Here is a 24,499-nt window from a genome sequence, read left to right as displayed (position 1 = left end):
ATTGCACGCACCGCTCATAACAACACTAACACCTGCCTGCGCTGGCGCAGGCTTTATTGCATGGAGCGTAACGATGCGCAACAACCAGCCTGTTTCCCAGCGGGAAGTCGAGCTTCAGGAGGGTCATTTCCTGATTTCCCGCACCGACCTAAAAGGTCGGATCACTTATGCCAACCCGGCTTTCGTCGAGGTCAGCGGTTACCGCCAGGATGAGCTGATCGGCTCGCCCCATAATCTGGTGCGCCATCCCGATATGCCAGTGGAGGCGTTTGCCAACCTCTGGGAGACGTTGGCGGCGGGTAAAAGCTGGAATGGACTGGTAAAGAACCGATGCAAGAACGGCGACCACTACTGGGTCGACGCGCGGGTCACGCCGATCCTCGAGGAGGGAAACGTAGTGGGCTACGCCTCGATGCGCATCAAGACCACGAGAGAGGCGATCGCACAGGCGGAGCAGGCCTATCGCGAGATGCGCGAGGGCAGGGCCAGACATCTAACGCTCAATCGCGGTCAATTGCGCAAGCGAGGCGTGGCGGGTGTTGCAGGGCGGATCAACCTGCGCACCATGCGTGCACGGCTGGTCGCCATGGTGGGGGTCGCGGTCACATTGCTGGCGGTCAGCGGAGGGGTCGGGCTGTATGGCCTGCAGGTTGCCGGTGAGCGCTTGCAACGTCTCAACGATGATGGCCTCGAAGATGTCGCGAGGCTGCAAAGTATCGATCAATTGCTGGCACGAGGGCGCCAGCAGCTCGAGCGCCCCATCAGCAACCCTCGATCGGCCGACATTCCCAGTGTCGAGGCGGCAAGCGAGCAGCTGGTCGCAGAGCTGCGCCAGGTCTGGGCGCAGTTCAGCGCGCGCGATATCAATCAGAGCGAACAAGTGCGCCTCTTCGGCGAACGGATCGAGCACTATATCGAGAATGGAATCCACGCCGCCGTCGATAGCCTCAAGACACGAGACTCCTACGCGGGTTATGTCGCCAATACCGAAGTCATGCAGGTGGTGGGGCCCGCCCTTGGCGAGGAGATCAACGTCTTGGTGGCGGAAAAGCAGGCTGCAGCACAGCGTCTTGCCGCAGAAGCACGGCAAGGGCAGCGGCTGGTATGGCTCACGCTGCTCTCCTTGCTCGCACTGGGTCTGGTCGTGATGGTGATCATTGGCGCCCTGACCATGCGTGCGCTGCTCAGGCCGCTGCGCGAGTCGCTCGCCTTCACCCTGCAGATCGCCTCGGGGAACCTTGCTGCCCAGGTGCCGAGTCAGCGTAACGACGAGGTTGGCCGCTTGGTTGCCGCGCTGGACATCATGCGCAAGAGCCTTGGCAGTATCGTGACGGATGTGCAGGGCGGAATCGGTGTCGTCACCCCCGCTGCCCGAGACATTGCCCTTGGCAACGATGACCTCGCCTCTCGCACCGAGCAGCAGGCAGCATCGCTACAGCAGACGGCGTCGAGCATGGAGCAGATGACCACGACCGTTCAACAGAACACCGATAACGCCCGCCAGGCTGGAGGTCTTGCCACCGAAAATGCGACTCGGGTACGCGAAACGGGTGATCTGATGAATCAGGTGGTCGAAACCATGCGGCGAATTACTCAAAGTTCGCGCCAAATGGCCGATATCATAGATACGATCGATTCGATCGCCTTTCAAACCAACATCCTTGCCTTGAACGCCTCGGTTGAGGCAGCACGGGCAGGGGAGCAGGGGCGGGGGTTTGCGGTGGTGGCTGACGAGGTGCGCAGCCTGGCGGGGCGCAGCGCCAATGCCGCGAAGGAGATTCGGTCACTGATCGATACCTCCTCCAGAGAGATCAATGGCGGGGCCGAGGTGGTGAAGCGGGCGGAAGGCGCCATCGAGGCGGTGGTCATGACGACGACTCGTGTCAACGACATCATGAGTGAAATCACAGCCGCCTCCGAGGAACAGAACGGTGGCATTGCCGAGATCAATCAGGCCATCGTCGAGATGGACCAAGTGACTCAGCAGAATGCCGCGCGGGTCCAGGCAAGTGCCCAAGCCGCCGCCGAACTGGAGCGGCAGGCGCGACTGCTCTCGATCGCGGTATCCGCCTTCCGGCTAGGTGGGTCAGGTGCCGAGCAGGTGACCCAAGTGGCGGGCCATCCGGTTCTGCCGCTAAAGGACGACAGCAACAAAAACAGGCCGGGTAAGCCCTCTGGGGTCTTGCCTCCATCCAGTCAGGGTGTGATTCGGCAACCGAAGGAATCTACGGTTGCCGATACTGAGGAGTGGCAAGCATTTTGAGCGAATTTCAGGCACCGCCGGTTCAAGCAGCCGGCTCCTGGTCCTCTCCGGGAAGCCTCGAGCGGGATCTGGAATTGACCGATAGCGATTTCACGCGCATCCGTCAGTTGATCTATGAGCGAGCCGGCATCGTGTTGGCGGAGCACAAGCGCGAGATGGTCTACAGCCGTCTCGCCAAACGGCTGCGTCACCATGGTCTGACCCGTTTTGGCGACTATCTCGCCCGTCTGGAACGGCAACCGGCTGCCCGTGAGTGGGAAGCCTTTACCAATGCCCTGACGACCAACCTCACCGCCTTCTTTCGCGAGGCACACCATTTTCCGTTACTTGCCGAACATGTCGTCAAGCTGCCGGGGCCGGTACGTATCTGGTGTGCGGCGGCCTCCACGGGAGAGGAGCCCTATACGCTCGCCATGACGCTGCTCGAGGCGCTGGGTCCCAAGGCGAAGGATGCCAAGATCGTCGCAACCGATATCGATACCGAGGCGCTGGCTCGCGCTCGAGCGGGAATCTACCCCATGGAACAGGTGCGCAAGCTCGACGAGGCGCGCATCAAGCGCTTCTTTCTAAAAGGCAGTGGCGAACGGGCCGGGCTTGCTCGCGTCAGGCCGGAAGTGAGCCAGATGGTGGAGTTCGAACCTCTCAATCTGCTGGCGCCCAACTGGTCGGTAAAGGGCCCTTTCGATGCGATCTTCTGTCGCAACGTCATGATCTACTTCGACAAGCAGACCCAGACGCGGATTCTCGAACGCTTTGCACCGCTGTTGAAACCCGATGGTTTGCTGTTTGCCGGTCACTCCGAGAACTTCTCCTATATCAGCGACGCATTCCGGCTGCGGGGGCAGACCGTCTATGTCCTGGCTCCACCACGCCGTTAATAACTAACGTCTGCCGGTGAGGCGGATATATGCGCAGCGCCAAGTGCATTGAGTTTATGGTTTATCGCTAAAGGGCAGAGCCCCGCTGCCGATAACTCCATCTAGAAAGTTGAACGTCGCGCTGGCCATCGGCTGCGTCGACACGGTTTAAGGAGAGCTGACTTGAGCGCAGCCAGGATCAAAGTGTTGTGTGTCGACGATTCGGCGCTGATTCGTGACTTGATGACCGAGATCATCAATGAGCACGACGATATGGAAGTGGTGGCGGTTGCCCCCGACCCCATCGCCGCACGTGACCTGATCAAGCAGCATAATCCCGATGTGTTGACGCTGGACGTAGAGATGCCGCGCATGGATGGGCTCGATTTTCTCGAGCGTCTGATGAGGCTTCGGCCCATGCCGGTACTGATGGTGTCATCACTGACTCAGTCGGGGTCGGAAGTCACCTTGAGGGCGCTGGAGCTAGGCGCGGTCGACTTCCTGGCCAAGCCATCGCTGGGAATTCGTAGCGGCATGCTCGACTATTCGGACCTGATCGCCGAGAAGATCCGGGCGGCGGCAAGGTCGCGGCCACGCCAAGCGCGCCGAGCCAATACGCCGCCACCCGCGGCACTCAAGGCACCGCTGATTTCCAGTGAGAAGTTGTTGATCATTGGTGCCTCGACCGGTGGCACCGAAGCGATACGCCATGTGCTGGAGCCACTGCCCGCCAATAGCCCGGCGATCATGATTACCCAGCATATGCCCGGCGGATTCACTCGCTCCTTTGCCGAGCGGCTCAACAAGTTATGCCGTATCAGCGTCAAGGAGGCCGAGCATGGCGAGCGGGTGCTGCCTGGCCACGCCTATATCGCCCCTGGCGACCAGCATCTGTCGCTTGCGCGAAGCGGCGCCAACTATGTGGTCCATCTCGACGACGGACCTCCGGTCAACCGCCATCGCCCCTCGGTGGATGTGTTATTCAACTCCGCCGCCAAGGCCGCCGGCCGCAATGCGATAGGCGTGCTGTTGACGGGTATGGGCAAAGACGGTGCGCAGGGTCTGCTCGAGATGCGGCGCGCCGGCTCGGTGACGCTTGCTCAAGACGAGGCGAGCTGCGTGGTCTTCGGCATGCCGCGCGAGGCGATTGCGCTGGGTGGGGCCTGTGAAGTGGTTACCCTTGATGACATCGCCTCTCGCCTGATGGCCCTGGTGGCCGCCTCCGGACGAGCCCAGCGCGTCTAGGTCAGACACCAATCACGATAATAAACAGCCAGTATCCACAAAGGGAAACCGTCATGTTGCGATTACTACGCAATCTCAGTATTAACGTCATCATGAGTTGTGTGCTCGTCTTGTTTGCGCTGTTCATTGGAACGGTTGCTGTATTGGGTGTGGTGGCTTCCAAGGGGGCAGACGACTCGATACAGCGGCTCTCGCTGGTAAGCGATCGTCAGCTCAATCAGATCAATCGCGGCGATGCGCTGCTCAATAGTGCCCGCGTTAGCCTGGAGGTGTCCCTCAATCAGATCATGCTGGGGCGCATGGCAGCGGCGAATGAAGAGATGGCGATCGCAGAGGATCTGCTCAATCGCGCCGAACAGCGCCTCGAAAATTTCATGGCGGCACCCAAAGCTCCCCAGGGGCAAGCTTATGCCGAGATTCTCGAAGCGGCATTTCGCGAAGTGCTGGAACTCTCGCGTGAGCAGCTCGATGCGGTGGATCAAATGAATACACCTGGCTTCTCTCGTCTACGCGAGCAGCTCGTCGAGCCGGGTCAGGCACTGGCTGCCAGCACTACCGCTTTCTTCGATTACGCCTCGCAAATGACGGCCGATCAATTGAGTCGCTACGATGCGCAGACGGATCGCTTTGCCTGGATTGGCGGGGCGATATTGTTGATCACCCTGGTTCTGCTTGGCCTGATCTACATCGGGCTTCGCCGCATTATCATCCGCCCCATCAATGATGCGGTTATGAATCTTGAGTATATCGCCAAGGCGGATCTGTCCCATCAGATCGGCGTCGAGGGACGTAACGAAATCAGCCGTCTTTTCGCTGCCATGCGCGACATGCAGCAGGGCCTCTCCAGTACCGTCAGTACCGTGCGTGGCAGTAGTAGCTCCATCCATGTCGGCACACGCGAAATCGCCAGCGGCAATGCCGATCTCTCCTCGCGGACCGAACAGCAGGCAGCATCGCTTCAGGAGACTGCGAGCAGCATGGAGCAGTTGACCGCCACGGTGAAGCAGAACGCCGACAATGCGCGTCAAGCCAGTAGTTTGGCACTGGAAGCTTCCACCACTGCTGGCCGTGGCGGCGAAGTGGTCGGGCAGGTCATCACCACCATGGAGGGCATTACCAGTAGCTCCAAGAAAGTTGCCGACATCATCGGTGTCATCGACTCCATCGCTTTCCAGACCAATATCCTGGCGTTGAATGCCTCGGTGGAAGCGGCGCGTGCCGGTGAGCAAGGGCGTGGCTTCGCGGTGGTGGCAGGCGAGGTGCGCAACCTGGCAGGGCGCAGTGCCGATGCCGCCAAGCAGATCAAGACGCTGATCGAGGGCTCAGCCGCACAGGTACAAGAGGGCTCGAACCTGGTCGAGCAGGCGGGGGCGACCATGCGTGAGGTGGTCTCCTCCGTGAAGCGGGTCACCGACATCATGGATGAGATTTCCGCTGCCTCGCAGGAGCAGAGCGACGGTATCGAGCAGGTCACCCTGGCGGTGAGCCAGATGGATGAAGTGACCCAGCAGAACGCCTCGCTGGTCCAGCAGGCTGCCGCTGCCGCTGTCTCGCTGGAGGAGCAGGCCAATCGCCTAGAGCAGGCTGTCGCGGTGTTCCGCCTTGCGGGGAGTGAACACGCCTCGGTCGCCCTTGGTCATGGTGGAGCGACAGCACTGCCAGCGTTCAGTCAAGCGGAAGCAGGTAGGACACCGAAGCGGATTTCCGAGACGCATAGCTCCCCCGCCAGTCAGGACACCAAGCGCAAGGCGCTGGTGACTGAGGACGATTGGGAAGAGTTCTAGAAAGACATGAGGGTCGGCAATGGCCGACCAAACCTGACAGCCATGACGTAACGAGGAGTTAAAATGGCCGACAAGAACATGAGTATTCTGGTGGTTGACGACTTTCCTACCATGCGCCGTATCGTTCGCGGCCTGTTGAAGGAGCTTGGCTTCACCAATGTGGATGAAGCCGAGGATGGCCAGGAGGGGCTCGCCAAGCTCAGAAGCGGCGCATTCGAGTTCGTGGTGTCCGACTGGAACATGCCCAACCTGGACGGGTTGGAGATGCTCAAGCAGATCCGTGCCGATGATGCGCTCAAGCACCTTCCTGTATTGATGGTGACCGCCGAGGCCAAGAAGGAAAACATCATTGCCGCTGCCCAGGCGGGCGCCAACGGCTATGTGGTCAAACCTTTTACCGCTGCCACTCTCGAAGAGAAGCTCAACAAGATCTTCGAAAAGTTGGGTATGTGATTCACTGGTGATGACGATGAAAGCCCAGGTGCCGAATGCCAGGAGACACAATAATGAGTGGTAATGCAGCCAACCAGACTCAAACCCACCCCGATGATCTGGTGCAGCGGATCGGTTCGCTCACCCGTATGCTGCGCGAAAGCATGCGTGAACTGGGGCTGGACAAGGAGATAGAGAGGGCGGCCGAAGCGATCCCCGATGCCCGCGACCGATTGAATTATGTAGCGGCGATGACCGAGCAGGCCGCCGAACGTGCACTGAATGCCATCGACCGGGCCCAGCCGATTCAGGATGAACTGGGCGCTCGCGCCGAGACGCTGGATAAGCAGTGGCAGGCATGGTTCGAGGATCCCATGGAGCTCGACCAGGCCAAGCAGCTGGTCCGCGATACGCGTGACTATCTGGTGCACGTGCCCAAGCAGACCCAGGCCACCAACACCGAACTCATGGAGATCCTGATGGCCCAGGACTTCCAGGACCTGACGGGTCAGGTGATCAAGAAGATGATGGAGGTCATCCGAGCGATCGAGCATCAGTTGGTACAGGTGCTGCTCGACAATGTGCCGGAAGGGCATGAGCGAGAGCAGATGCAGCGGCGCGCCGAAGGCCAGTGGCAGGCCGATGCCAAGAAACGCGAGGAGTCACTGCTCAATGGCCCCCAGATCAAGCCCGATGGCCCCGATGTGGTCAGCAGCCAGGATCAGGTCGACGATCTGCTCGACGAACTGGGTTTCTAGGCACCTCCTTTCCTTCCTCCCTGCGCGGTAGTCGTGAATTAACGCACGATTCGCCGCGCTTTTTCGCGTATGGCTCCCCCGCGACATTCTCGACAATGGCATCCTCCACCTCCCCCCGGATGATGCTGAAAGGCCATGGCCGACGAGAGTAGCGATCAGGAAAAGACCGAAGCGGCCACGCCCAGGCGCCTTGAAAAGGCGCGTGAGGAGGGCCAGGTTGCGCGATCGCGTGAATTGACCACCTTCATGTTGCTGCTCGGGGGCGTTGCCGGCATGTGGTTCATGGGCGCGATGCTCTACGACCAGTTGGGGTTGGTCATGGAGCAGGCATTCCTGTTCGAACGCCGCCAGGCGTTCGAGGTCATCCCGATGCTGGCTCACTTCTATACGTTGGGTCAGCGCACGCTGATTGCCATGCTGCCGCTGTTTCTGCTGCTCACCGTCGTGGCGATGGTGGCACCGGCGCTGCTCGGAGGCTGGCTGATCTCGGCCAAGTCGCTCAAACCACAGCTCTCCAAGCTCAATTTCTTCAAGGGATTGAAGCGCATGTTTGGCCTTCAGGCAGTGATCGAGCTGGCCAAGGCCATCGCCAAGTCGGTGCTGGTGGGCACGGTTGCCGTACTCTTCCTGCGCGCCAATCGCGACAAGTTCATGGGGCTGATGGACATGCCCGTTCAACAGGCGCTGGCAAGCGCACTACAACTGGCGGCGCTGGCCTGCGGATTGATCGTCCTGACGTTATTGCTGGTGATCCTCATCGACGTACCTTATCAGTTGGCGAGTCACGCCAAGAAGATGCGCATGAGCAAGGAGGAGATCAAGCGTGAGCACAAGGAGTCCGAGGGTGACCCGCACCTGAAGGCGCGGATTCGCTCCCAGCAACAGGCGATGGCGCGTAATCGGATGATGAGCAAGGTGCCCGCTGCCGATGTCATCGTCACCAACCCTACCCACTATGCCGTGGCGCTAAAGTACGATGACGGCAAGATGTCTGCGCCACGCGTGGTTGCCAAGGGGGCCGATGCCGTGGCAGCACGCATTCGTGAGCTGGGCCTCGAGCATCGCGTACCGCTGCTCGAGGCCCCACCATTGGCGCGGGCGCTCTATCACCATGTGGATCTCGATCGTGAGATTCCCTTTGAACTTTACACTGCCGTGGCCGAAGTGCTGGCCTGGGCGTTCCGTTTGAAGCGGGCACAAGAGGAGGGCGAAGCCATGCCTGATACGCCAAGCGACCTGCCGGTGCCTGCCGAGCTCGATGACCGAGCGGTGCAGGATGAGTCAACCGAGGAGCCTCGATGAGAGCGCTGAGTGATTACCTGGGACGTCGTGACTGGATGAGCGACGTGCGCATGAAGCTGCTGGCCGGTCCGATCCTGATCATCATGATTCTGTCGATGATGATCCTGCCGCTGCCGCCCTTCGCGCTGGACCTGTTCTTTACCTTTAATATCGCGCTGGCGATCATGGTGCTGCTGGTCAGCATGTTTACCCAGAAGCCACTGGATTTCGCGGCTTTTCCGGCGGTGCTACTGTTCACGACGCTGTTGCGTCTCTCTCTCAACGTGGCCTCCACCCGGGTGGTGCTAATGGAGGGACATCAGGGGGGGGACTCGGCTGGTAAGGTCATCGAAGCCTTCGGTCAGTTCCTGGTCGGCGGCAATTTCGCGGTAGGTCTGGTGGTGTTCCTGATTCTGGTCATCATTAACTTCATGGTCATCACCAAGGGCGCTGGGCGTATCGCCGAGGTTGGCGCACGTTTCACACTCGATGCCATGCCCGGTAAGCAGATGGCCATCGATGCTGACCTCAACGCGGGGTTGATCGGTGAAGAAGATGCACGCAAGCGACGCGCCGAAGTCTCGCAGGAAGCCGACTTCTACGGTTCGATGGATGGCGCCAGTAAGTTCGTGCGTGGCGATGCCATGGCCGGCCTGGTCATCATGGTGGTCAATATCATCGGCGGTCTGATGATCGGCATGATGCAGCATGGCATGGCCTTCGGCGATGCGGCCACCACCTATACGCTACTGACCATCGGCGATGGCCTGGTCGCGCAGATTCCCGCCCTGGTGATCTCCACCGCTGCCGGCGTCACGGTATCGCGCGTCAATACCGACCAGGATGTCGGTCAGCAGATGATCAGTCAGCTGTTCGTCAATCCCCAGGTGCTCATCCTTGCGGCCTGTGTCATGGGATTGCTCGGCATGGTGCCTGGCATGCCCAACTTCGTCTTCCTGCTCTTTACCGTTCTGCTGGGTGGACTGGCCTGGTATCTGATGCGGCGCAAGGAGGAGCAGCTGATCAAGCAGGAGGTCAATGCCGAACCGCCGCCCGCCCCCGAAACGCCGGAAGCGAGTTGGGACGACGTGCAGTTGGTCGATACCCTGGGCCTGGAAGTGGGACATCGCCTGATTGCGTTGGTCGATCATCGTCAACAAGGGGAGCTGCTGGGGCGTATCAAGAGCGTGCGCAAGAAGTTTGCCCAGGATGTCGGTTTCCTGCCCCCTGTGGTACATATCCGCGACAATCTGGAGCTTGGCCCCAATACCTACGTGATCACCCTCAAGGGAGTCGAGATGGGGCGTGGCGAGGCGTATCCAGGTAAATGGTTGGCAATCGACCCGGGCCAGGTTTCGGGGCAGCTTGATGGCACCCCAACTCAGGATCCCGCATTCGGCTTGCCGGCGGTGTGGATCGAGAACGGTCAGCGCGAGCATGCCCAGGTATTCGGCTATACCGTTGTCGATGCCGGCACCGTGATCGCCACGCATCTCAATCACCTACTTCACCAGCATTCGAGCGAGATGCTGGGCCGCCAGGAGGTTCAGCAGCTTCTCGATAAGCTGGGCGAGGATAACAAGACACTGGTCGAGGATGTCGTGCCCAAGCTTGTCAGCCTCACGGTGCTGCAGCGCCTGCTGCAGAACCTGCTCGATGAGGAGGTGTCGATCCGCGATCTACGTACCATTCTCGATACCCTGGCCGAGCATGCCGGGCAGCAGAGCGATGCCAATGAGCTGACCGGCATGGTACGCATTGCACTGAGCCGGGCAATTACTCAGCAGTGGTTCCCCGGTAGCGATGAGTTGCATGTGATCGGGCTGGATGCAGGGCTCGAACAAGTACTGATGCAGGCGCTGAACAACGGCGGGGCGCTGGAGCCGGGTCTGGCGCAGACCTTGATGGATCAGGCGGAGCGTGCGCTGACTCGCCAGGAGAGCAGTGGTGAGCCGCCGGTGATCGTCGTTCAGCACTCGCTGCGTGCCGTGCTGTCACGTTTCCTGCGCCGCCGCTTGCGACACCTGGTGGTCATGTCCCAAGCTGAAATTCCCGATGATCGCACGCTGCGGGTCACTAGCACGGTGGGAGGCAGACAATGAGTGTAAGACGCTTCGTTGCGGCCAACAGTCGCGATGCCATGCGCCAGGTGCGCGAGGCGCTGGGTGACGATGCCCTGATTCTCTCCAATCGCCAGACCGAGGGGGGCGTGGAGGTGCTGGCACTGGCCGAGGAGGCGCATGATCGCATGACCGAGTCGGTCGAGCGGCCTGCGATGCGTCCGACGCCTGCTAGGCTCGCTGCCACCTACCCCTCGTCCGCTCCTGCTGCAGCGCTGCCTGCGCGTTCGATCTCCTCTCAGGTGACGGCCCCGTCGAGCGAGGCGTCGGATTTCGCCTCACTGAGTCAGCGGCTTCTGGGCGAAATGCAGGAGATGCGCGACATGTTGACTCGTCAACACCGTCCCGTTGCTCCTCAAGCCGCCGATCCGCTGGCAAGGTTGCGCCAGCGGCTATGGATCGCTGGCGTTGGGCCACGTCTCACCAATGAACTATTGGAGAGCTTGCCCCGCGAACTTAATGAGGGCGACGCTCAGCAGGACGATCTGCTGCGTGATCAGTGGCTACAGCGTCAACTGGTCGCGCGCCTCACTGTGCCGGGAGATGAAGCGGCACTGTTTGAGGAGCGTGGCGTGATCGCTCTGGTCGGCCCGACCGGCATCGGCAAGACCACCACCACGGCCAAGCTGGCGGCCCGTTATGTGATGCGTCATGGGCGGGAAGGTGTGGCGCTGGTGACGACCGACAGCTACCGTATCGGCGCCCATGAACAGCTGCGTATCTACGCCGGGCTGCTTGGTGTCGAGGTCCATGCTCAGGATGCCGATGCGCCCTTGGATGCCCTGCTTGGCCGCCTGGCCGACAAGCATTTGGTGATCATCGATACCGTTGGCATGAGCCAGCGCGACCAGCGCCTGGTGCAGCAGATCGCACAGCTCTCGAGCAGCGGGCGGGCGGTTCGCCTGATGCTGCTGCTCAATGCGGCGAGCCACGGCGATACGCTCGAGGACGTGATCGTGACCTATCGCCAGGCCGCCCGTGCAGCGGGTAACCGCCTCGACGATTGCATCATGACCAAGCTCGACGAGGCGGCAAAGCTTGGCCCGCTGCTCGATGGTGTGATGCGCCACGGCTTGCGCCTGCACTACGTTTCGCATGGCCAGAAGGTGCCCGAGGATTTGAGCCTGGCCGATGCCGGTAAGCTGGTCTCTCAGGCGCTGGATGTCGCGGAGGAGTCCCCCTACACCCCGGATGCGTCCATGCTCGATGCAGTGCCCGCTCGGGCGCAGCGCTTCAATGCCATGTCACGTGGACTGCTGGGACAAGGGCGTACGCTGGGGACGGTGCTTAATAGCCTGCGCCAGCGTCAGGCAGGATTCAGCCTACTCGAGGCCGGCTGGGAGCTGGCTTCCTTGCCTAATTCCCGCCAGCGGCAATCGGTGGGAAGTTTCACCGATCTGGCCACGGATCTTGCGCTTCAGGAGGGGCATGCGGCCAATGGCCTGATCATGCTATGGGGTGCTGCCAAGGTAAGTGGCTGCGACTGGGCATTGCCCGTTCAGGCAGTCAATGCCAACGGTGAGCTGCTCGCGAGCGCTTGGCCACGCCACGAACTACCCGCCGGTAGCGGTGAACAGCTGGAGTGGGCCTCCAATGTGCTTGGCGCTTGCGGCCATGTGTTTGCTAGCTGTCCGGACCTGCCGGCCACACAGTGGCTGGCAGGATGGCAGCTACCCTGGGCCTCGGCGGCCAAGCGCAATAGTCGCGTACGCTACGCTGGTGAGCGCCATGAGCTGGGCGCTCTAGTTGGCGCAGGCAAGGCCCTTGCACCGCTGCGGTTTCGTTACCGTGGCCAACCGGTGTCGCTTGCCCTGAATTACTTGCCGGTGCAGGCCCAATATGCCGAGGCGCATGACCCAGGTGGAGACATGACGATGTGGGTGGGCGAGCTGGTCAATACTGACAGCGGACGCTCAATCGGACGTAAGTTCTGGCTCTCCAGCCGGTATGAACCGGATGAGTCGAACACCAGTGTCGAGCTCATCAAGCATCAATTGCTGTCGGCCGAGCTGCCGGTGCTGGTCAGGCGTGGCTGGCAGAAAATACAAGAAGCGGGGCATGGCCGTGCCGATGCCGATCTTCGCCTGAGAATCGCCTCTTCGCTGGCGGCGGTGGCATTGCGCCTCGATCTTGATTCCAGTGAGTGGGCGATGGATGTGCGTGCTCAGCTGCTCGGTCTGCTGGGTGGGCAGCGTCCGCGCCACCCCAACCATCTTCTTGAGGCGCTCTGCCATCTCTTCCTGGCCCAGGATGGGTTTCGTGCCATGGGCAATGGGCTTCACGACAGCAGTGGGCGCTGATAGCGTGAATGAGATGCCGATAGGATTCGATCAGGCAGCCGGCCTCAGAGAGTGGGCCGAGGCGCAACCGCGCATCGTCGAAGCGAAACAGGCGGAACCTGCACGCACGGTACAGGCCGTTTCCACCTTGATGGTGGTGGGACTGCCAGAGACCAGCACGATACAGACCCGTCAGGTCGAACGCGTTCTGGACGAGTGGCGTGGCGCTGGGCAGCGCTGGCTGGGGGAATCCGGCAGCTGGCGGGTGGTGCCCATTGAGTCGAACAGTCCCCACGTCGCGGTCCTGGCCCAACAGCAGCCGCGTTGGGCGCTTTGGGTAGGCGACGACCCTGACGCCTTTCGCCGTGCCTATCTTGTGCTGAAACAGTTGCATCTCAATCAGGGGCCGAGGAGCCTGCTGGCACTGCCATCAAAACGGGTCGCACGTAGTGGCTTGCTTAACAATTTGCAGCAGGCAGCTCAAGGCTATCTCGGTACACGGTTGCTGGTGCTCGACCTAGCGTAACGGCTGATTTATACCGTTATCTTTACTATTTCTACAGCATCTAACCGAGCAGAGTAATGCTGGCCGGAAGTAGTGCTTCTCTCTTGCGATGTTCACGTAAGGGACGTTCGGTTAGCGCCGTCAGCAGAATCTGTAGTGGGTCGCCATGGCTGACCAGCAAGATGACGTCATCGCTGTAAAGCGCCTCCAATTCATCGATGGTAGCCCGCATGCGAGTCGCAACCGCTTTAACACTCTCAATTCCCGCATGGCGGTGGCAGGCATCCGTGGCATCGATTGCCCAGATGTCCGGATAACGTTCGTCCGACTGACCATCGAAACTACCGAAGAAGCGCTCCCTGAGACGCGTGTCGATTGCCATTTCGAGTCCAAAATGTGTGGCGAGAAAGCGTGCAGTTTCAGTGGTACGAAGAAAATCCGAATGGATGATGCGTGTCGGCGTGGGCCAGGGCCAATGCGTTAGCAAGGCCCGTAGCTGTTCTTGTCCCTTTGATGAGAGTCCAAAACCGCCAAGGCCATGCTGGGGGTCGCTCACGATGATTCCCTGCTGGTTGGCCTGGCTGTGCCCATGGCGCATCAGTAGGTAGCGATTGCGGTAAGGGGTCATAAAACATGCTCCAAGATAGGTAAATGAATGCTACCACTGCGCCGAGCAAAGCGGGGAAAAGCCGGTCATGGCTAGGGGTATTCCCGGTTTGGTCGTGGTGGGTAAGCGGCAATAATGTGAATCAGCGGTACTGAAAAAGATAACGGGTCGTCCCGTAGAAACAGCAGTATTACTGGCCGACCCGTCATATGACTAGGGCCCGAGGCGAGATCAATGTACACGGCACAGGGCAAGATAGATCAAGGCGCATTACTGGAACAATATTTGCCAGTGGTGCGACGTCAGGCGCTGGCATTGCAGGTCAAGCTGCCAGCCAGTGTTGAACTGGATGACCTGATCCAGGCGGGCATGGTGGGGCTGCTGGATTGCTTGAGCCGCTATGATGCCGCCCATGGCGCAACCTTCACGACCTATGCAAGCCAACGTATTCGCGGTGCCATGATCGATGAGTTGCGCAGCCGTGACTGGGTCCCCCGAAGCGTGAGGCGTAGCGCGCGTGCGCTCGGTGAAGCGATTCGTCGAACCGAACAGCGTCTTGGCCGGGCGGCGGAGGAGCGGGAGGTGGCCGCCGAGCTGAACATGGAGCTCGATGAGTATCATCAGCTGTTGGGCGATACTAACAGTGGCCAGTTACTCCCTTTCGAGGAGATCGTGTCGGAGGGGCGGGAACCGGAAGCCGACGATACCGGCCCACTCTCGCCTTTTGCGGCATTGATGCAAGGCGAGCAGCGCGAACGACTGGTAAGCGCCATCGACCAGCTACCTGAGCGTGAAAAATTGCTGCTGGGTCTTTACTATCAGGAGGAGCTCAACCTCAAGGAAATCGGCGCGGTGCTGGGCGTCAGCGAGTCACGCGTCTGTCAGCTGCACAGCCAGGCGGTGTCCCGCTTGCGCGCCAAGCTGGCGGTGTAATCGACAGGCTGGCAAGCTGCACTCTTGAGGCTGTGATGAAGCTGGATCTTGAAGAATTCAGTCCGAGCTGCCTAGCGATGACATCAGAGCCTGAGTTTCCTCGACGGCTTTCAGGTAGCACTCGCGCAGTTGTCTGTTGATGGTCTGGTTTCGGGCATCGCTTTCGAAAGCCTGATAATCCTTGGCCAACGTCAAAATTGCGCCCAGTGGGCCGCCGCTGGTCACCAAGGCATCCTCGATCTCGCCGGGGAGACTCACCTCTTCGAGAAGTCTGACCATCTCGATACCCAGCATTCGATCCATCAGCGAGAACAGGCCTGCCGTAAAGGCGTCGTCCTCGTCGATGTGGCGGAAAGGGGCGGCCAGGTATTTGCACATGTAGGCGCAGATCAAGGCGTGCTGCATCGTCAGGCGGCAGATAGGCCCGTTCTGGGCCAGCATGATAGTGGCGACCAAGGTGCGTAACTCATTGAGGCCAAGCAGTTGCAGGCTGCGCTTCAGGTTGGCGGAGCCTTTCTGACCGTAATAGCTGGAGTTGGCGCGCTTCATTATCATCAGATAGAGATGAGGGTCCTGCGAGACCATGTCGCCAATTCGGTCGATGCTGACCATGTCACGATAGAGTTCTCGAATCAGCCGTATCTGAATGTTGTTGTTGCTGCGGCGCTGGGATCGGGCCATCGTGACATTATGAGGGCGAGCGAAGAAGAAACCTTGGAAGAGGGTGAATCCTTCATCGAGCGCCTGCTCGAAATGCTCAAGATCCTCCACCTTTTCGGCAAGCAGCTTACAGCCGTGACGGCGATAGAGCGCCAGCCGTTCGAGCTTGAGTGGCTGATTGACATCTATTTTGACGATGTCGGCCAGCGGCAGCAGTGCATAGGGCTGCTGCCTGACGAATGCCTCGTCAAGCGCAATGCGATATCCCTTGATCTTGATGGCGTGCAGCGCCTTTATGGTTTCATCGCTCACGGAAACGCTTTCTAGAACTTCGATGATCACCTGCTCGGTAGGGTGAGGCAGCAGCTCAGGCCGCTCCAGCCATTCGCGGGAGACATTGAGAAACAGCAAGCGTTCGCCGACTAGCTTCTGCAAACCGATTTCATAGATCGCCAGGCTACTGGCGCGGGCAGTGGCAACCAGTGGATCGCCGATCTTTGCCGTCTTGTCACTGGCGCTGGCGCGATAGAGCAGCTCATCGCCGACATGCCGGTAGTCGCTGTCGCATATCGGCTGCAGGGCAATACAGTAGTCATCCGACTCCTCACGGGTAAGCATGGCTCTGGCTTCTCTGAGCGGCAGTATGGTGTCCACGGTCATTCCCTGCTTGAGTCCTGAAGCGCAGATGGCGCCAGGTTTGCATTACGATGATGGTCATCTGTCTTTATCGGCAGATAAGAGAATTTATTTATCTCTTTTGCAGTGACCTATCGAAACGGCCACCCTGAGGTGGCCGTTGCGGATTACGCTTGCTTGGGTCTGGTGGTGCGCCGCCGGCGCCTGGGGGCTCGCTGCTCCTCACCACTGCGCGCCGAGGAGTTGCCGTCCTGACGTCGCTGCTGGGCTGGGCGCTGCTGACGCGAGTCGTTGCCACGGCCTCCCTTGCTCTGGCCGCGTCGGCCGTTCTCGATTGGTTCTGGCTTGACGTTGGGGTCGGGTTCGAAGCCCGGTTCGATACGCTTCTCGAGATTGCGCTTGATCAGTCTCTCGATGCCGGCAAGCAGTCCATGTTCATCGATACACACCAGCGATACTGCCTGTCCTTCGCTGCCGGCCCGGCCGGTACGGCCAATACGGTGAACATAATCCTCGGCGACGTTGGGCAGTTCAAAATTGACGACATGCGGCAGTTCGCTGATGTCCAGGCCTCGTGCGGCGATATCGGTAGCCACCAATACCTGAAGACTGCCCTCCTTGAAGGCCGCCAGCGCCTTGGTACGTGCCGACTGGCTCTTGTTGCCGTGAATCGCCATGGCCGGGATCTCCTGCTTGGAGAGCTGCTCGGCAAGACGGTTGGCACCATGCTTGGTGCGGGTGAAGACCAGCACCTGGTGCCACTGATGCTGCTCGATCAGGTGCGCCAGCAGTTCGCGCTTCCGCTCGCGGTCGACGCGGTAGATGGCCTGGTCGACGAGCTCCGCCGTGGTGTTGCGGCGTGCCACTTCGATCATGGCGGGGTTGTCGAGCAACCCATTGGCCAGTGCCTGGATCTCGTTGGAGAAGGTCGCGGAGAACAATAGGTTCTGTCGTTTGCTCGGCAACAGGCGCAGCAGCTTCTTGATGTCGTGGATGAAGCCCATGTCCAGCATGCGGTCGGCTTCATCGAGCACCAGCGTCTCGACCTGCGAAAGATCGACATGGCGCTGCTGATGAAGGTCGAGTAGACGGCCCGGGGTGGCGACGAGAATGTCGAGGCCCGGACGGATGGCATCTACCTGGGGCTGCTGACCGACACCGCCGAAGATCACGTGCGAGCGCAACTTGAGGTAGCGGCCATAGGCAGTGACGTTTTCGCCGATCTGTGCGGCAAGTTCGCGAGTCGGCGTCAGGACCAGGGCGCGAATCTGGCGCGTCTTGGGACGAGGGCCGTCAGCAAGGCGTTGCAGCAGGGGTAGCGTGAAACCGGCGGTCTTGCCGGTGCCGGTCTGGGCACTGGCCAGCAGGTCGCCCCCCTTGAGCACGGCAGGGATGGCTTGACGCTGGATCGGGGTAGGGATGGTATAGCCCTGCTCTTCGACCGCACGCAACAGTTCGGCGCGCAGGCCAAGTTCGGAAAAGCTCATGAATGCTCCGGATAACACAGCCCCGCCGCTCGCCTCTGGAAGAGGGCGCGAGTCCCGGGTTGGGCTGTGGAAAAAACGATGACAGGTACGGCAAGAAGGGACCATGAAGTGCCGTTGCTGCCTATGATGACAGATAAATGGTTGATGCGCAGTAAAAGTCGGAAGGCGCCGAGTTAGCGTAACCCGGCGATGCGCGAGGCCATCCCGTCGGCGACCTGGCTCCAGCTGCGTCCTAGCGCCCTGACCAGTGCCGGATAGCCATCCGCATCGAGCTCGGTTACGGCCTCGAAGGGTTCCAGCGCCAGTAGCTCGCCGCGCTGATTGCGTAGCTGCCACTCGCCGCTGGCGACGGCGAAACCGTCATGGTGTCCTTGGAAGCGTACGACATCGACTCGCAGCACGAGCGCTTCCGCGTCAGGCGTGCCATCGCCGAGCACCCGCGTATCGGGTAGTCGGCTGCTCAGTCGTTGGCGCAAGCCGCGCTCCAGCTGACGGGAGATATCTTCGGCCCAGAGATGCTCGCGAGCCTGATTGAGGGTGATGTCATCAAGCTGCAGGATTATCCCATCGCTGTTCAAGTAGTGCGCCACCCTTACCGGGCGGAGCAGTAGCGTGTGGCGGGTTGCGCCGCTGACCAGAGGAGTTGCCTCAACGCTTTCGCTCGGCAGGGTGTAGCGGTTACTGGGGCTCGGTGTGCCAGCGCAGCCTACCAGCAGCGCTAGTGTCAGCACCATCAGCCATGCACGGGAGTGGGTCATGGAGCGTCTCCTTGTGGTCATTGCCTTGGCGCTCTGGGCTGCGGATCTTCGCCGCGGCGCTGTTCGAAGAGCAGGGCGCTGGGCTGTTCGCTCAGGGTGCGAGCCGCCGGTTGCAGGTCGCGCATCAGACTCTCCAGGCGCTCCATGGCGCGGGTCAGTTCCTGATAGGCGGCAGAGTCTGGCGAGAACCCTTCAAGCGTTCGGCGCAGCTCGACCATGGTGTTATTGAGGTTCTGCGGCATTTCGCGGGTCGCCGGATCATCGAGCATCGCCTGGACGCTCGAGGTCAGCTCACGCATTTCCTCTAGCATGGCCTGCGACGAGGAAAGGTTGCGATCGAGCCCGGCGAGAATCGGTTCGACTTCAAGTGCGTTGAGCTTTTCGAGTAGATCGCTCACCTGGGCTTCGATCTGGGCAAAGCCGCCAGCCGTGGTGGGGAACACCTTACGCTCTTCGAAGGTCTCCGGGACATAGGTACCGGCCTGATCGCGCTGGAAGTTGAGATCCACATAGAGCGCCTGAGTCAACAGGTTGCCGGTTCTCAGCGACGCCCGCAATCCAAGATCGAAGAGACGCTCGAAGCGCTCCTCCCACTCGTCCATGTTTGGCAGGGTATCGTTATCCGTGGCGAGGCGCTGTGGCTCGATACGCACCAATATCGGAATCGAGAAGCGTTGGCGCGACCCGGGTTGTGGGGCGCTGAATTTCCACGGCACGCTTGCCACTGTGCCGATACGTACACCGCGAAACTCAACCGGTGCACCCCGCGACAGGCCGCGTACGGTATCCTCGATCAGCATCACGTACTCGATATAGTGATTGAAGCTACCCTGTTTGGCAGCCTCCTCATCGGCATAGAGGTTGAAGTAGGTTTCAGCTGCCACGGGGGGGCCAGGGGGAACATCCTCGGGAACACCGAAGGTCACGCCACCGGCAAGCAGTGCTTCCAGGGATTCGACATTGACGCGAAAGCCCTCCGAATCGAGGCGCAGATCGATGCCGCTGGTCGACCAGAAGCGTGTGCTTTCGGTGACCAGCACGTCATAGGGGCTCTCGATGAAAAGCCGGTGGCGCATGTGTCGCTCCTCGGGATCGAAGCTGGCATCCTCTACCCGGCCCACCGTATAACCCTGGTAAGTGACGGGGTCGCCCACCCGCAGTGAATTGCCTAGCTGACTGGCCAGGTTGATGCGCAACCCTTCGGCACCCTGGGGTGCGACAGGTGGTTGATCGAGAACCTCGTACTCGCGGCGTGGCGTGTCGCTCGCGCCAGGCTGCAACTGAATGTAGGCGCCGGAGAGCACCGTACCCAAGCCGCTGATGCCTTCACGACCGATACGCGGTTTGACCACCCAGAAGCGCGTATCCTCGACCAGCATGCGCTCGGCATCGGGGATGATGCGTGCGGTGATCTCGGTGCTGCGCAGATCGTCGGAGAGTCTCACGCTGATCACCCGACCGATCTCGACGTTGCGCGTCATGATCAATGTGCTGCCCGCCTCGATGCCTTCGGCGTTGCTCATGATCAGGGTGATCTCGGTGCCTCGGCTGGTGTAGTTGTCATAGATCAGCCACAGACCGATCAGAGCGGCGACAATCGGCACGATCCAGATCGGCGATAGACGATTTTGCCGCCTGCGCTTGGCGCTGTGCTGAGGGCTAGGGCGTGTCGCTTGTTCTTCTGTCATCAAACGTTTCCTTGCGCGTTCCGGGCGGGCCTGCTGCTTGGGCTGTCCCAGATCAGGCGGGGGTCGAAAGTGGTGGCGGCCAGCATGGTGAGTACCACGACGGCACCGAAGGCCAACGCGGCGGGGCCGGGTGTGATGGACATCAGGGCACCGGCACGAATCAGCGCCACCAGCATGGCGACCACGAAGACATCGACCATCGACCAGCGCCCGATGAATTCCGTGATGCGATAGAGGCGGGTACGAGTGACGCCCTTCAGCTCATGACTGCGACCGACCATCAGGCAGAGCCAGGCGAGTGCCAGCAGTTTCCCCACCGGTACGACGACACTGGCGACGAAAATCACGGCGGCCACCGGCCAATCCCCCATCTGCCAAAGCTCTATCACGCCACCGATGATGGTAGAGGGCGTGCTCTGGCCCAGCGTAGTGGTGGTCATGATGGGGTAAAGATTGGCAGGAATGTACATGATCACCGATGCTGCCAGCAGTGCCCAGGTGCGTTGCAAGCTTTGCGGCAGGCGGGCATGCAGACGCTCGCCACAGCGTTGACACTGGCCGCGACCCGCAGGCGAGAGTCGATTGACCAGGCCGCAGGTGGGGCAGCCAGTCATCTGCTGCGCCTGGGCGGTCTCGCCAGTGCGTGTGCCTTCGGGAGCCAATGGCTCACCGGCCAACGAGAACCACATCCAATCACTGTCAATGGATTGGGTGGTATAGAGCAGCAGTATCGCAAACAGGCAGAAGGCCCAGAACGCCAGTCCCAGCTCGATCTGGGCCATGCCGGCTACCTTGATCAGGCTCACCAGGGCGCCAATGATGAAGACATCCGCCATCATCCACGGATGAAGGTGCGCCAGGGAGCGAGCAATGCCGCGGCTGAAGGGCAGGGGGTCTTTCTGCAGCAGTCCGATCTGCAGCCAGATAACGCCGCACAGGTAAAGGGCAGGCAGTACGACGATGGTCAACGCCACGCCGATGGCGACCAGGGGTTGATCGAAGCCGATGAGACTGGTCGCCGTCTGGGTGAGCTCGATGCGATTGCCGATGCCGCCAACTTGGAAGCTGACAAAAGGAAAGGAGACGGCCATCATCAAGGCGATCAGAGCACTGATCGCCAGGGCCAGGCTGCGTTGGGCCGGACGAAAGTGCCGCTTGACGAGGGTATGCCCACAACGTGGACAGTCAGCCTTCTCGCCGGCCCGTAACGGCGGTAGCGATACGACCAGGTCGCATTCATGGCAGGCGCGTAGCCGCCGGCGCGAGATGCGTTGGAAGCTCGCCTGCGCGTACGGTCTATGTGAGGCGGTCAACGGGTGGTCAGGGGGCAATATTGGCGTCCTGGCGCAAGTGAACATAGGGATGAGAATTACCCTACTCATGGCATTATGCCACTGTGACACTGCAATTAAACATTCGTTGCCGAATGTGTTTTTCGTTTCCACTCATGAACCTGTCAGGAGCGTTAAAAAGATGCTATTGCCGCTAGTGGCCATGCTGGTGGGTCTGGTGCTGTTGGTCTGGAGCGCCGAGCGTTTCGTAGAGGGGGCCGCAGCCACGTCGCGGCATCTGGGCCTGTCGCCATTATTGATCGGCATGCTGGTGATAGGTTTTGGCACCTCGGCTCCGGAGCTGTTGGTATCGGCACTGGCAGCCTCGCAAGGCAATCCCGGCCTGGCGCTCGGCAATGCCTATGGCTCGAACATCACCAATATAGGGCTGATTCTCGGACTGGTCGCCTTGTTATCGCCTCTGGCGGTGCACTCTCAGGTCCTGCGTCAGGAGCTGCCGGTGCTGGGCGGAGCCACCCTGCTTGCCGCCTGGCAGTTACGCGATGGCGTTATCAGCCTTGGTGAAGCGGGGGTGCTGCTGACCCTACTTGCACTTTTCATCGGCTTCAGCCTGTGGAGGAGCCGTCGAGCTGGTGCTGGTGTGGATGCACTGAGTAGTGATACGGAGGAGAGCCTGGAGGTCAGGCCAATGTCGTTGCCGCGGGCGCTGACATGGACATTGATCGGTCTGGGATTACTGATCGTCGGCTCGCGCATCCTGGTGTGGGGAGCGGTGGAGATCGCCCAGGCCTTCGGCATCAGCGATCTCATCATCGGCCTGACGGTGGTGGCGATCGGCACCTCCTTGCCCGAGCTGGCCTCCTCGATCAGTGCGCTGCGTCGAGGCGAGCATGACCTTGTGCTGGGTAATGTGGTCGGCTCGAATCTCTTCAATACGCTGGCCGTCGTTGGATTGGCTGGGGTCATCAGCCCAATCGACGTCGGCGCCGAGGTGTTGACGCGGGACTGGGTCGTCATGGCAGTGATGACGTTGTTGCTGGCCTTTTTCGCCATGGGTTGGCATGGGCGTCCTGGGCGTATCAACCGCTGGGAGGGCGGGGGATTGCTGCTCCTTTTCCTGGCCTATAGTGGCTATTTGGTGAGTACCGTGCTGCAGGCTTGAGATAAACCTGGCGCTTAGCAAAAAGCGGCTCTGGCAAGAGATGCGACGACACGACACAGGGGGGAGCCTCGAACTTGCCTTCTATTCAAGTGGTTATCTCCGTAACATGACGAAAGTCTACGCTTGTCCCGAGATGTCGGTCATCGTGACGACGCTCTCGACGGCAAGCGCTGCTACCCTGAAATCTGCCGTATCGAAATGCGCAACGGTTCGCCTGGGCGAACCCGAGTGATAATCAAGGTGGGTGACACCTGCGCAGGAAGCGCTCGTGATTCACCGCCCCCTCCGCATCGGCGGCGATGACGATCAACTGCTAAGCCCCATTAGGGAGAGTGATATGGAGCTTGATCCGCTACTTTTATCGCGAATTCAGTTCGCGTTCGTAGTCTCCTTTCACGCCATTTTTCCGGTTTTCACGATCGGTTTGGCGTCCTACATCGCCTTGTTGCATGCGCTGTTCTACAAGACCGGGAATCAGGCCTGGGAGCGTCTGGCGATCTTCTGGACCAAGGGATTTGCCGTGGTATTCGGCATGGGGGTGGTGTCGGGCATCGTGATGTCGTTCCAGTTCGGCACCAACTGGAGCAATTTCTCGCAGTCCGCCGCTAACTTCATAGGTCCCATGCTCAGCTACGAGGTCATCACGGCGTTCTTCCTCGAGGCGGCATTTCTCGGCGTGCTGCTGTTCGGGCGAGGCAGGGTGCCCCAGGGCGTGCATCTCTTCGCCGCCTGCATGGTGGCGCTGGGCACCTTCATCTCGACCTTCTGGATCCTCTCCGCCAATAGCTGGCTGCATACCCCCGCCGGGGTTGAACTGGTGGATGGCACCTTTCATGTCACCTCCTGGCGCGAGGCGATCTTCAACCCCTCCTTCCCGTTCCGCCTGGGGCATATGGCCTTGGCATCCTTCATTACCGGCGGTTTCGTGGTGGCGGGCGTGAGTGCCTGGTATCTGCTGCGCGGACGGGATGTCGAAGCCAACAAGAAAGCGCTGTCGATGTGCCTTTGGCTGCTGCTGGTGCTGACCCCCTCCCAGGCGCTGATGGGCGATTTCCATGGCCTCAATACCCTGGAGTATCAACCCACCAAGCTGGCGGCCATGGAGGGTAATTGGGAAACCTTGGAAGGGGCGCCGTTTTTGCTGTTTGCCTGGCCGGATCAGCAGCGCCAGGAGAACCGCTTCGAGATCGCGATACCGTATCTCGCGAGCTTGATCCTGACCCATGAGCTGTATGGCGAGGTGCCCGGCATCCTCGAGGCACCGCCCGAGGAGCAGCCACCGGTGTGGCTGGTGTTCTGGTCGTTCCGCCTGATGGTGGGCCTGGGGCTGCTGATGATCGCCGTGTCGCTGGCCGGCCTGTGGCTGCGCCGCGGCGGCAAGCTCTATGAATCCCGCCCCTATCTGCAGCTGCTCAGGCTGATGTCCGTCGCGCCTTTCATTGCCGTGCTGGCGGGTTGGGTCACTACCGAGTCGGGCCGTGCGCCCTGGCTTGTCTACGGCATGGTCACCCATGCCGAGGGTTTGACACCGTCGCTGACCGGGGGCATGGCGCTGTTCACGCTCATCGGCTACATGTCGGTCTACGGCGTGATCTTCTATGCCGGAACCTATTACCTCACCCGGGTCATTCGCTATGGCATGAAGGATAAGGATGAGGAGGCGCTTGTCGACGACTTCGAGAGTCCCAAGCGGCCGTGGTCGGCAACTGATATTCCCTTTGACGAAAATCCGACCAAGGGAGAGGGCTGAGT

19 protein-coding genes are annotated in these 24,499 nt (G+C 60.5%); 13 read left to right on the top strand and 6 right to left on the bottom strand.

Annotated elements, in window-relative coordinates; translation table 11 throughout:
- Positions 1-73: 73 nt before the first annotated feature.
- The 10 genes from HJD22_RS14520 to HJD22_RS14475 all read left to right on the top strand — a co-directional run bounded on the left by HJD22_RS14520 (position 74) and on the right by HJD22_RS14475 (position 13,545).
- Positions 74-2,263: a methyl-accepting chemotaxis protein gene (locus HJD22_RS14520; protein WP_208656311.1), complete on the top strand. Its 2,190-nt coding sequence runs from the start codon at positions 74-76 to the stop codon at positions 2,261-2,263.
- Positions 2,260-3,141, top strand: coding sequence for a CheR family methyltransferase (locus HJD22_RS14515; RefSeq protein ID WP_208656312.1), 882 nt, complete (start codon positions 2,260-2,262; stop codon positions 3,139-3,141). Before HJD22_RS14520 ends, HJD22_RS14515 begins: the two co-directional genes overlap by 4 nt.
- A 162-nt stretch (positions 3,142-3,303) precedes the next feature.
- Positions 3,304-4,365: a chemotaxis response regulator protein-glutamate methylesterase gene (locus HJD22_RS14510; protein ID WP_208656313.1), complete on the top strand. Its 1,062-nt coding sequence runs from the start codon at positions 3,304-3,306 to the stop codon at positions 4,363-4,365.
- A 53-nt stretch (positions 4,366-4,418) separates the two neighbouring features.
- A complete protein-coding gene (locus HJD22_RS14505; RefSeq protein ID WP_208656314.1) occupies positions 4,419-6,149 on the top strand; it encodes a methyl-accepting chemotaxis protein in 1,731 nt (576 codons plus the stop codon).
- Positions 6,150-6,212: 63 nt separating this feature from the next.
- Positions 6,213-6,602, top strand: coding sequence for a chemotaxis response regulator CheY (gene cheY / locus HJD22_RS14500; protein WP_208656315.1), 390 nt, complete (start codon positions 6,213-6,215; stop codon positions 6,600-6,602).
- Between the two features lie 53 nt (positions 6,603-6,655).
- Positions 6,656-7,339: a protein phosphatase CheZ gene (gene cheZ / locus HJD22_RS14495; protein ID WP_208656316.1), complete on the top strand. Its 684-nt coding sequence runs from the start codon at positions 6,656-6,658 to the stop codon at positions 7,337-7,339.
- Between the two features lie 135 nt (positions 7,340-7,474).
- The gene (gene flhB / locus HJD22_RS14490; protein WP_208656317.1) at positions 7,475-8,641 is read left to right on the top strand and encodes a flagellar biosynthesis protein FlhB; all 1,167 of its coding nucleotides are present in this window, start codon (positions 7,475-7,477) and stop codon (positions 8,639-8,641) included.
- Positions 8,638-10,722 carry a flagellar biosynthesis protein FlhA gene (gene flhA, locus HJD22_RS14485; protein WP_208656318.1) on the top strand — a complete coding sequence of 695 codons (2,085 nt, stop codon included), beginning with the start codon at positions 8,638-8,640 and terminating at the stop codon, positions 10,720-10,722. The genes flhB and flhA overlap by 4 nt, the downstream gene beginning before the upstream one ends.
- On the top strand, positions 10,719-13,040 hold the full coding sequence (flhF, locus tag HJD22_RS14480; RefSeq protein ID WP_208656319.1) for a flagellar biosynthesis protein FlhF: 2,322 nt from the start codon (positions 10,719-10,721) through the stop codon (positions 13,038-13,040). The genes flhA and flhF overlap by 4 nt, the downstream gene beginning before the upstream one ends.
- A gap of 13 nt (positions 13,041-13,053) precedes the next feature.
- Entirely contained in the window at positions 13,054-13,545 is a 492-nt protein-coding gene (locus HJD22_RS14475; RefSeq protein WP_208656320.1) for a hypothetical protein, read from the top strand.
- Between the two features lie 40 nt (positions 13,546-13,585).
- On the opposite strand, the gene HJD22_RS14470 is transcribed toward HJD22_RS14475, so the two are convergent.
- Positions 13,586-14,152 carry a histidine phosphatase family protein gene (locus HJD22_RS14470; RefSeq protein WP_248730267.1) on the bottom strand — a complete coding sequence of 189 codons (567 nt, stop codon included), beginning with the start codon at positions 14,150-14,152 and terminating at the stop codon, positions 13,586-13,588.
- 213 nt (positions 14,153-14,365) lie between these two features.
- Between HJD22_RS14470 and HJD22_RS14465 the strand changes: the two genes are divergently transcribed.
- Positions 14,366-15,064, top strand: a complete 699-nt coding sequence (locus HJD22_RS14465) for an RNA polymerase sigma factor FliA (RefSeq protein ID WP_208656321.1) — start codon at positions 14,366-14,368, stop codon at positions 15,062-15,064.
- A 57-nt stretch (positions 15,065-15,121) separates the two neighbouring features.
- On the opposite strand, the gene HJD22_RS14460 is transcribed toward HJD22_RS14465, so the two are convergent.
- From HJD22_RS14460 to HJD22_RS14440, 5 genes are all read right to left on the bottom strand, one after another.
- Positions 15,122-16,378 (bottom strand): EAL and HDOD domain-containing protein, encoded by a 1,257-nt coding sequence (locus HJD22_RS14460; protein WP_208657051.1) that lies wholly within the window; start codon positions 16,376-16,378, stop codon positions 15,122-15,124.
- Between the two features lie 149 nt (positions 16,379-16,527).
- On the bottom strand, positions 16,528-17,847 hold the full coding sequence (locus tag HJD22_RS14455) for a DEAD/DEAH box helicase (RefSeq protein ID WP_208656323.1): 1,320 nt from the start codon (positions 17,845-17,847) through the stop codon (positions 16,528-16,530).
- Between the two features lie 173 nt (positions 17,848-18,020).
- Positions 18,021-18,605 carry a membrane integrity-associated transporter subunit PqiC gene (locus HJD22_RS14450; RefSeq protein ID WP_208656324.1) on the bottom strand — a complete coding sequence of 195 codons (585 nt, stop codon included), beginning with the start codon at positions 18,603-18,605 and terminating at the stop codon, positions 18,021-18,023.
- A gap of 17 nt (positions 18,606-18,622) precedes the next feature.
- Positions 18,623-20,293, bottom strand: a complete 1,671-nt coding sequence (gene pqiB / locus HJD22_RS14445; RefSeq protein WP_208656325.1) for an intermembrane transport protein PqiB — start codon at positions 20,291-20,293, stop codon at positions 18,623-18,625.
- Entirely contained in the window at positions 20,293-21,606 is a 1,314-nt protein-coding gene (locus HJD22_RS14440) for a paraquat-inducible protein A (protein WP_248730273.1), read from the bottom strand. Before HJD22_RS14440 ends, pqiB begins: the two co-directional genes overlap by 1 nt.
- Positions 21,607-21,766: 160 nt before the next feature.
- On the opposite strand from HJD22_RS14440, the gene HJD22_RS14435 reads away from it, so the two are divergent.
- Positions 21,767-22,747, top strand: coding sequence for a calcium/sodium antiporter (locus tag HJD22_RS14435; protein ID WP_208656326.1), 981 nt, complete (start codon positions 21,767-21,769; stop codon positions 22,745-22,747).
- Between the two features lie 337 nt (positions 22,748-23,084).
- Positions 23,085-24,497 (top strand): cytochrome ubiquinol oxidase subunit I, encoded by a 1,413-nt coding sequence (locus HJD22_RS14430; RefSeq protein ID WP_208656947.1) that lies wholly within the window; start codon positions 23,085-23,087, stop codon positions 24,495-24,497.
- Positions 24,498-24,499: the final 2 nt, after the last annotated feature.

The sequence above is a fragment of the Halomonas sp. TA22 genome (assembly GCF_013009075.1).
GTDB lineage: Bacteria > Pseudomonadota > Gammaproteobacteria > Pseudomonadales > Halomonadaceae > TA22.
This window is presented reverse-complemented; position numbering and strand designations above follow the sequence as displayed.

Excerpts from the sequence above, each read along its gene's own strand:
- cheZ (WP_208656316.1), top strand. The coding sequence starts at position 6,656 with ATGAGTGGTAATGCAGCCAACCAGACTCAAACCCACCCCGATGATCTG.
- HJD22_RS14435 (WP_208656326.1), top strand. The coding sequence starts at position 21,767 with ATGCTATTGCCGCTAGTGGCCATGCTGGTGGGTCTGGTGCTGTTGGTC.
- flhA (WP_208656318.1), top strand. The coding sequence starts at position 8,638 with ATGAGAGCGCTGAGTGATTACCTGGGACGTCGTGACTGGATGAGCGAC.
- flhF (WP_208656319.1), top strand. The coding sequence starts at position 10,719 with ATGAGTGTAAGACGCTTCGTTGCGGCCAACAGTCGCGATGCCATGCGC.
- HJD22_RS14430 (WP_208656947.1), top strand. The coding sequence starts at position 23,085 with ATGGAGCTTGATCCGCTACTTTTATCGCGAATTCAGTTCGCGTTCGTA.
- cheY (WP_208656315.1), top strand. The coding sequence starts at position 6,213 with ATGGCCGACAAGAACATGAGTATTCTGGTGGTTGACGACTTTCCTACC.
- HJD22_RS14505 (WP_208656314.1), top strand. The coding sequence starts at position 4,419 with ATGTTGCGATTACTACGCAATCTCAGTATTAACGTCATCATGAGTTGT.
- HJD22_RS14475 (WP_208656320.1), top strand. The coding sequence starts at position 13,054 with ATGCCGATAGGATTCGATCAGGCAGCCGGCCTCAGAGAGTGGGCCGAG.
- HJD22_RS14455 (WP_208656323.1), bottom strand. The coding sequence starts at position 17,847 with ATGAGCTTTTCCGAACTTGGCCTGCGCGCCGAACTGTTGCGTGCGGTC.
- pqiB (WP_208656325.1), bottom strand. The coding sequence starts at position 20,293 with ATGACAGAAGAACAAGCGACACGCCCTAGCCCTCAGCACAGCGCCAAG.
- HJD22_RS14465 (WP_208656321.1), top strand. The coding sequence starts at position 14,366 with ATGTACACGGCACAGGGCAAGATAGATCAAGGCGCATTACTGGAACAA.
- flhB (WP_208656317.1), top strand. The coding sequence starts at position 7,475 with ATGGCCGACGAGAGTAGCGATCAGGAAAAGACCGAAGCGGCCACGCCC.
- HJD22_RS14470 (WP_248730267.1), bottom strand. The coding sequence starts at position 14,152 with ATGACCCCTTACCGCAATCGCTACCTACTGATGCGCCATGGGCACAGC.
- HJD22_RS14520 (WP_208656311.1), top strand. The coding sequence starts at position 74 with ATGCGCAACAACCAGCCTGTTTCCCAGCGGGAAGTCGAGCTTCAGGAG.
- HJD22_RS14450 (WP_208656324.1), bottom strand. The coding sequence starts at position 18,605 with ATGACCCACTCCCGTGCATGGCTGATGGTGCTGACACTAGCGCTGCTG.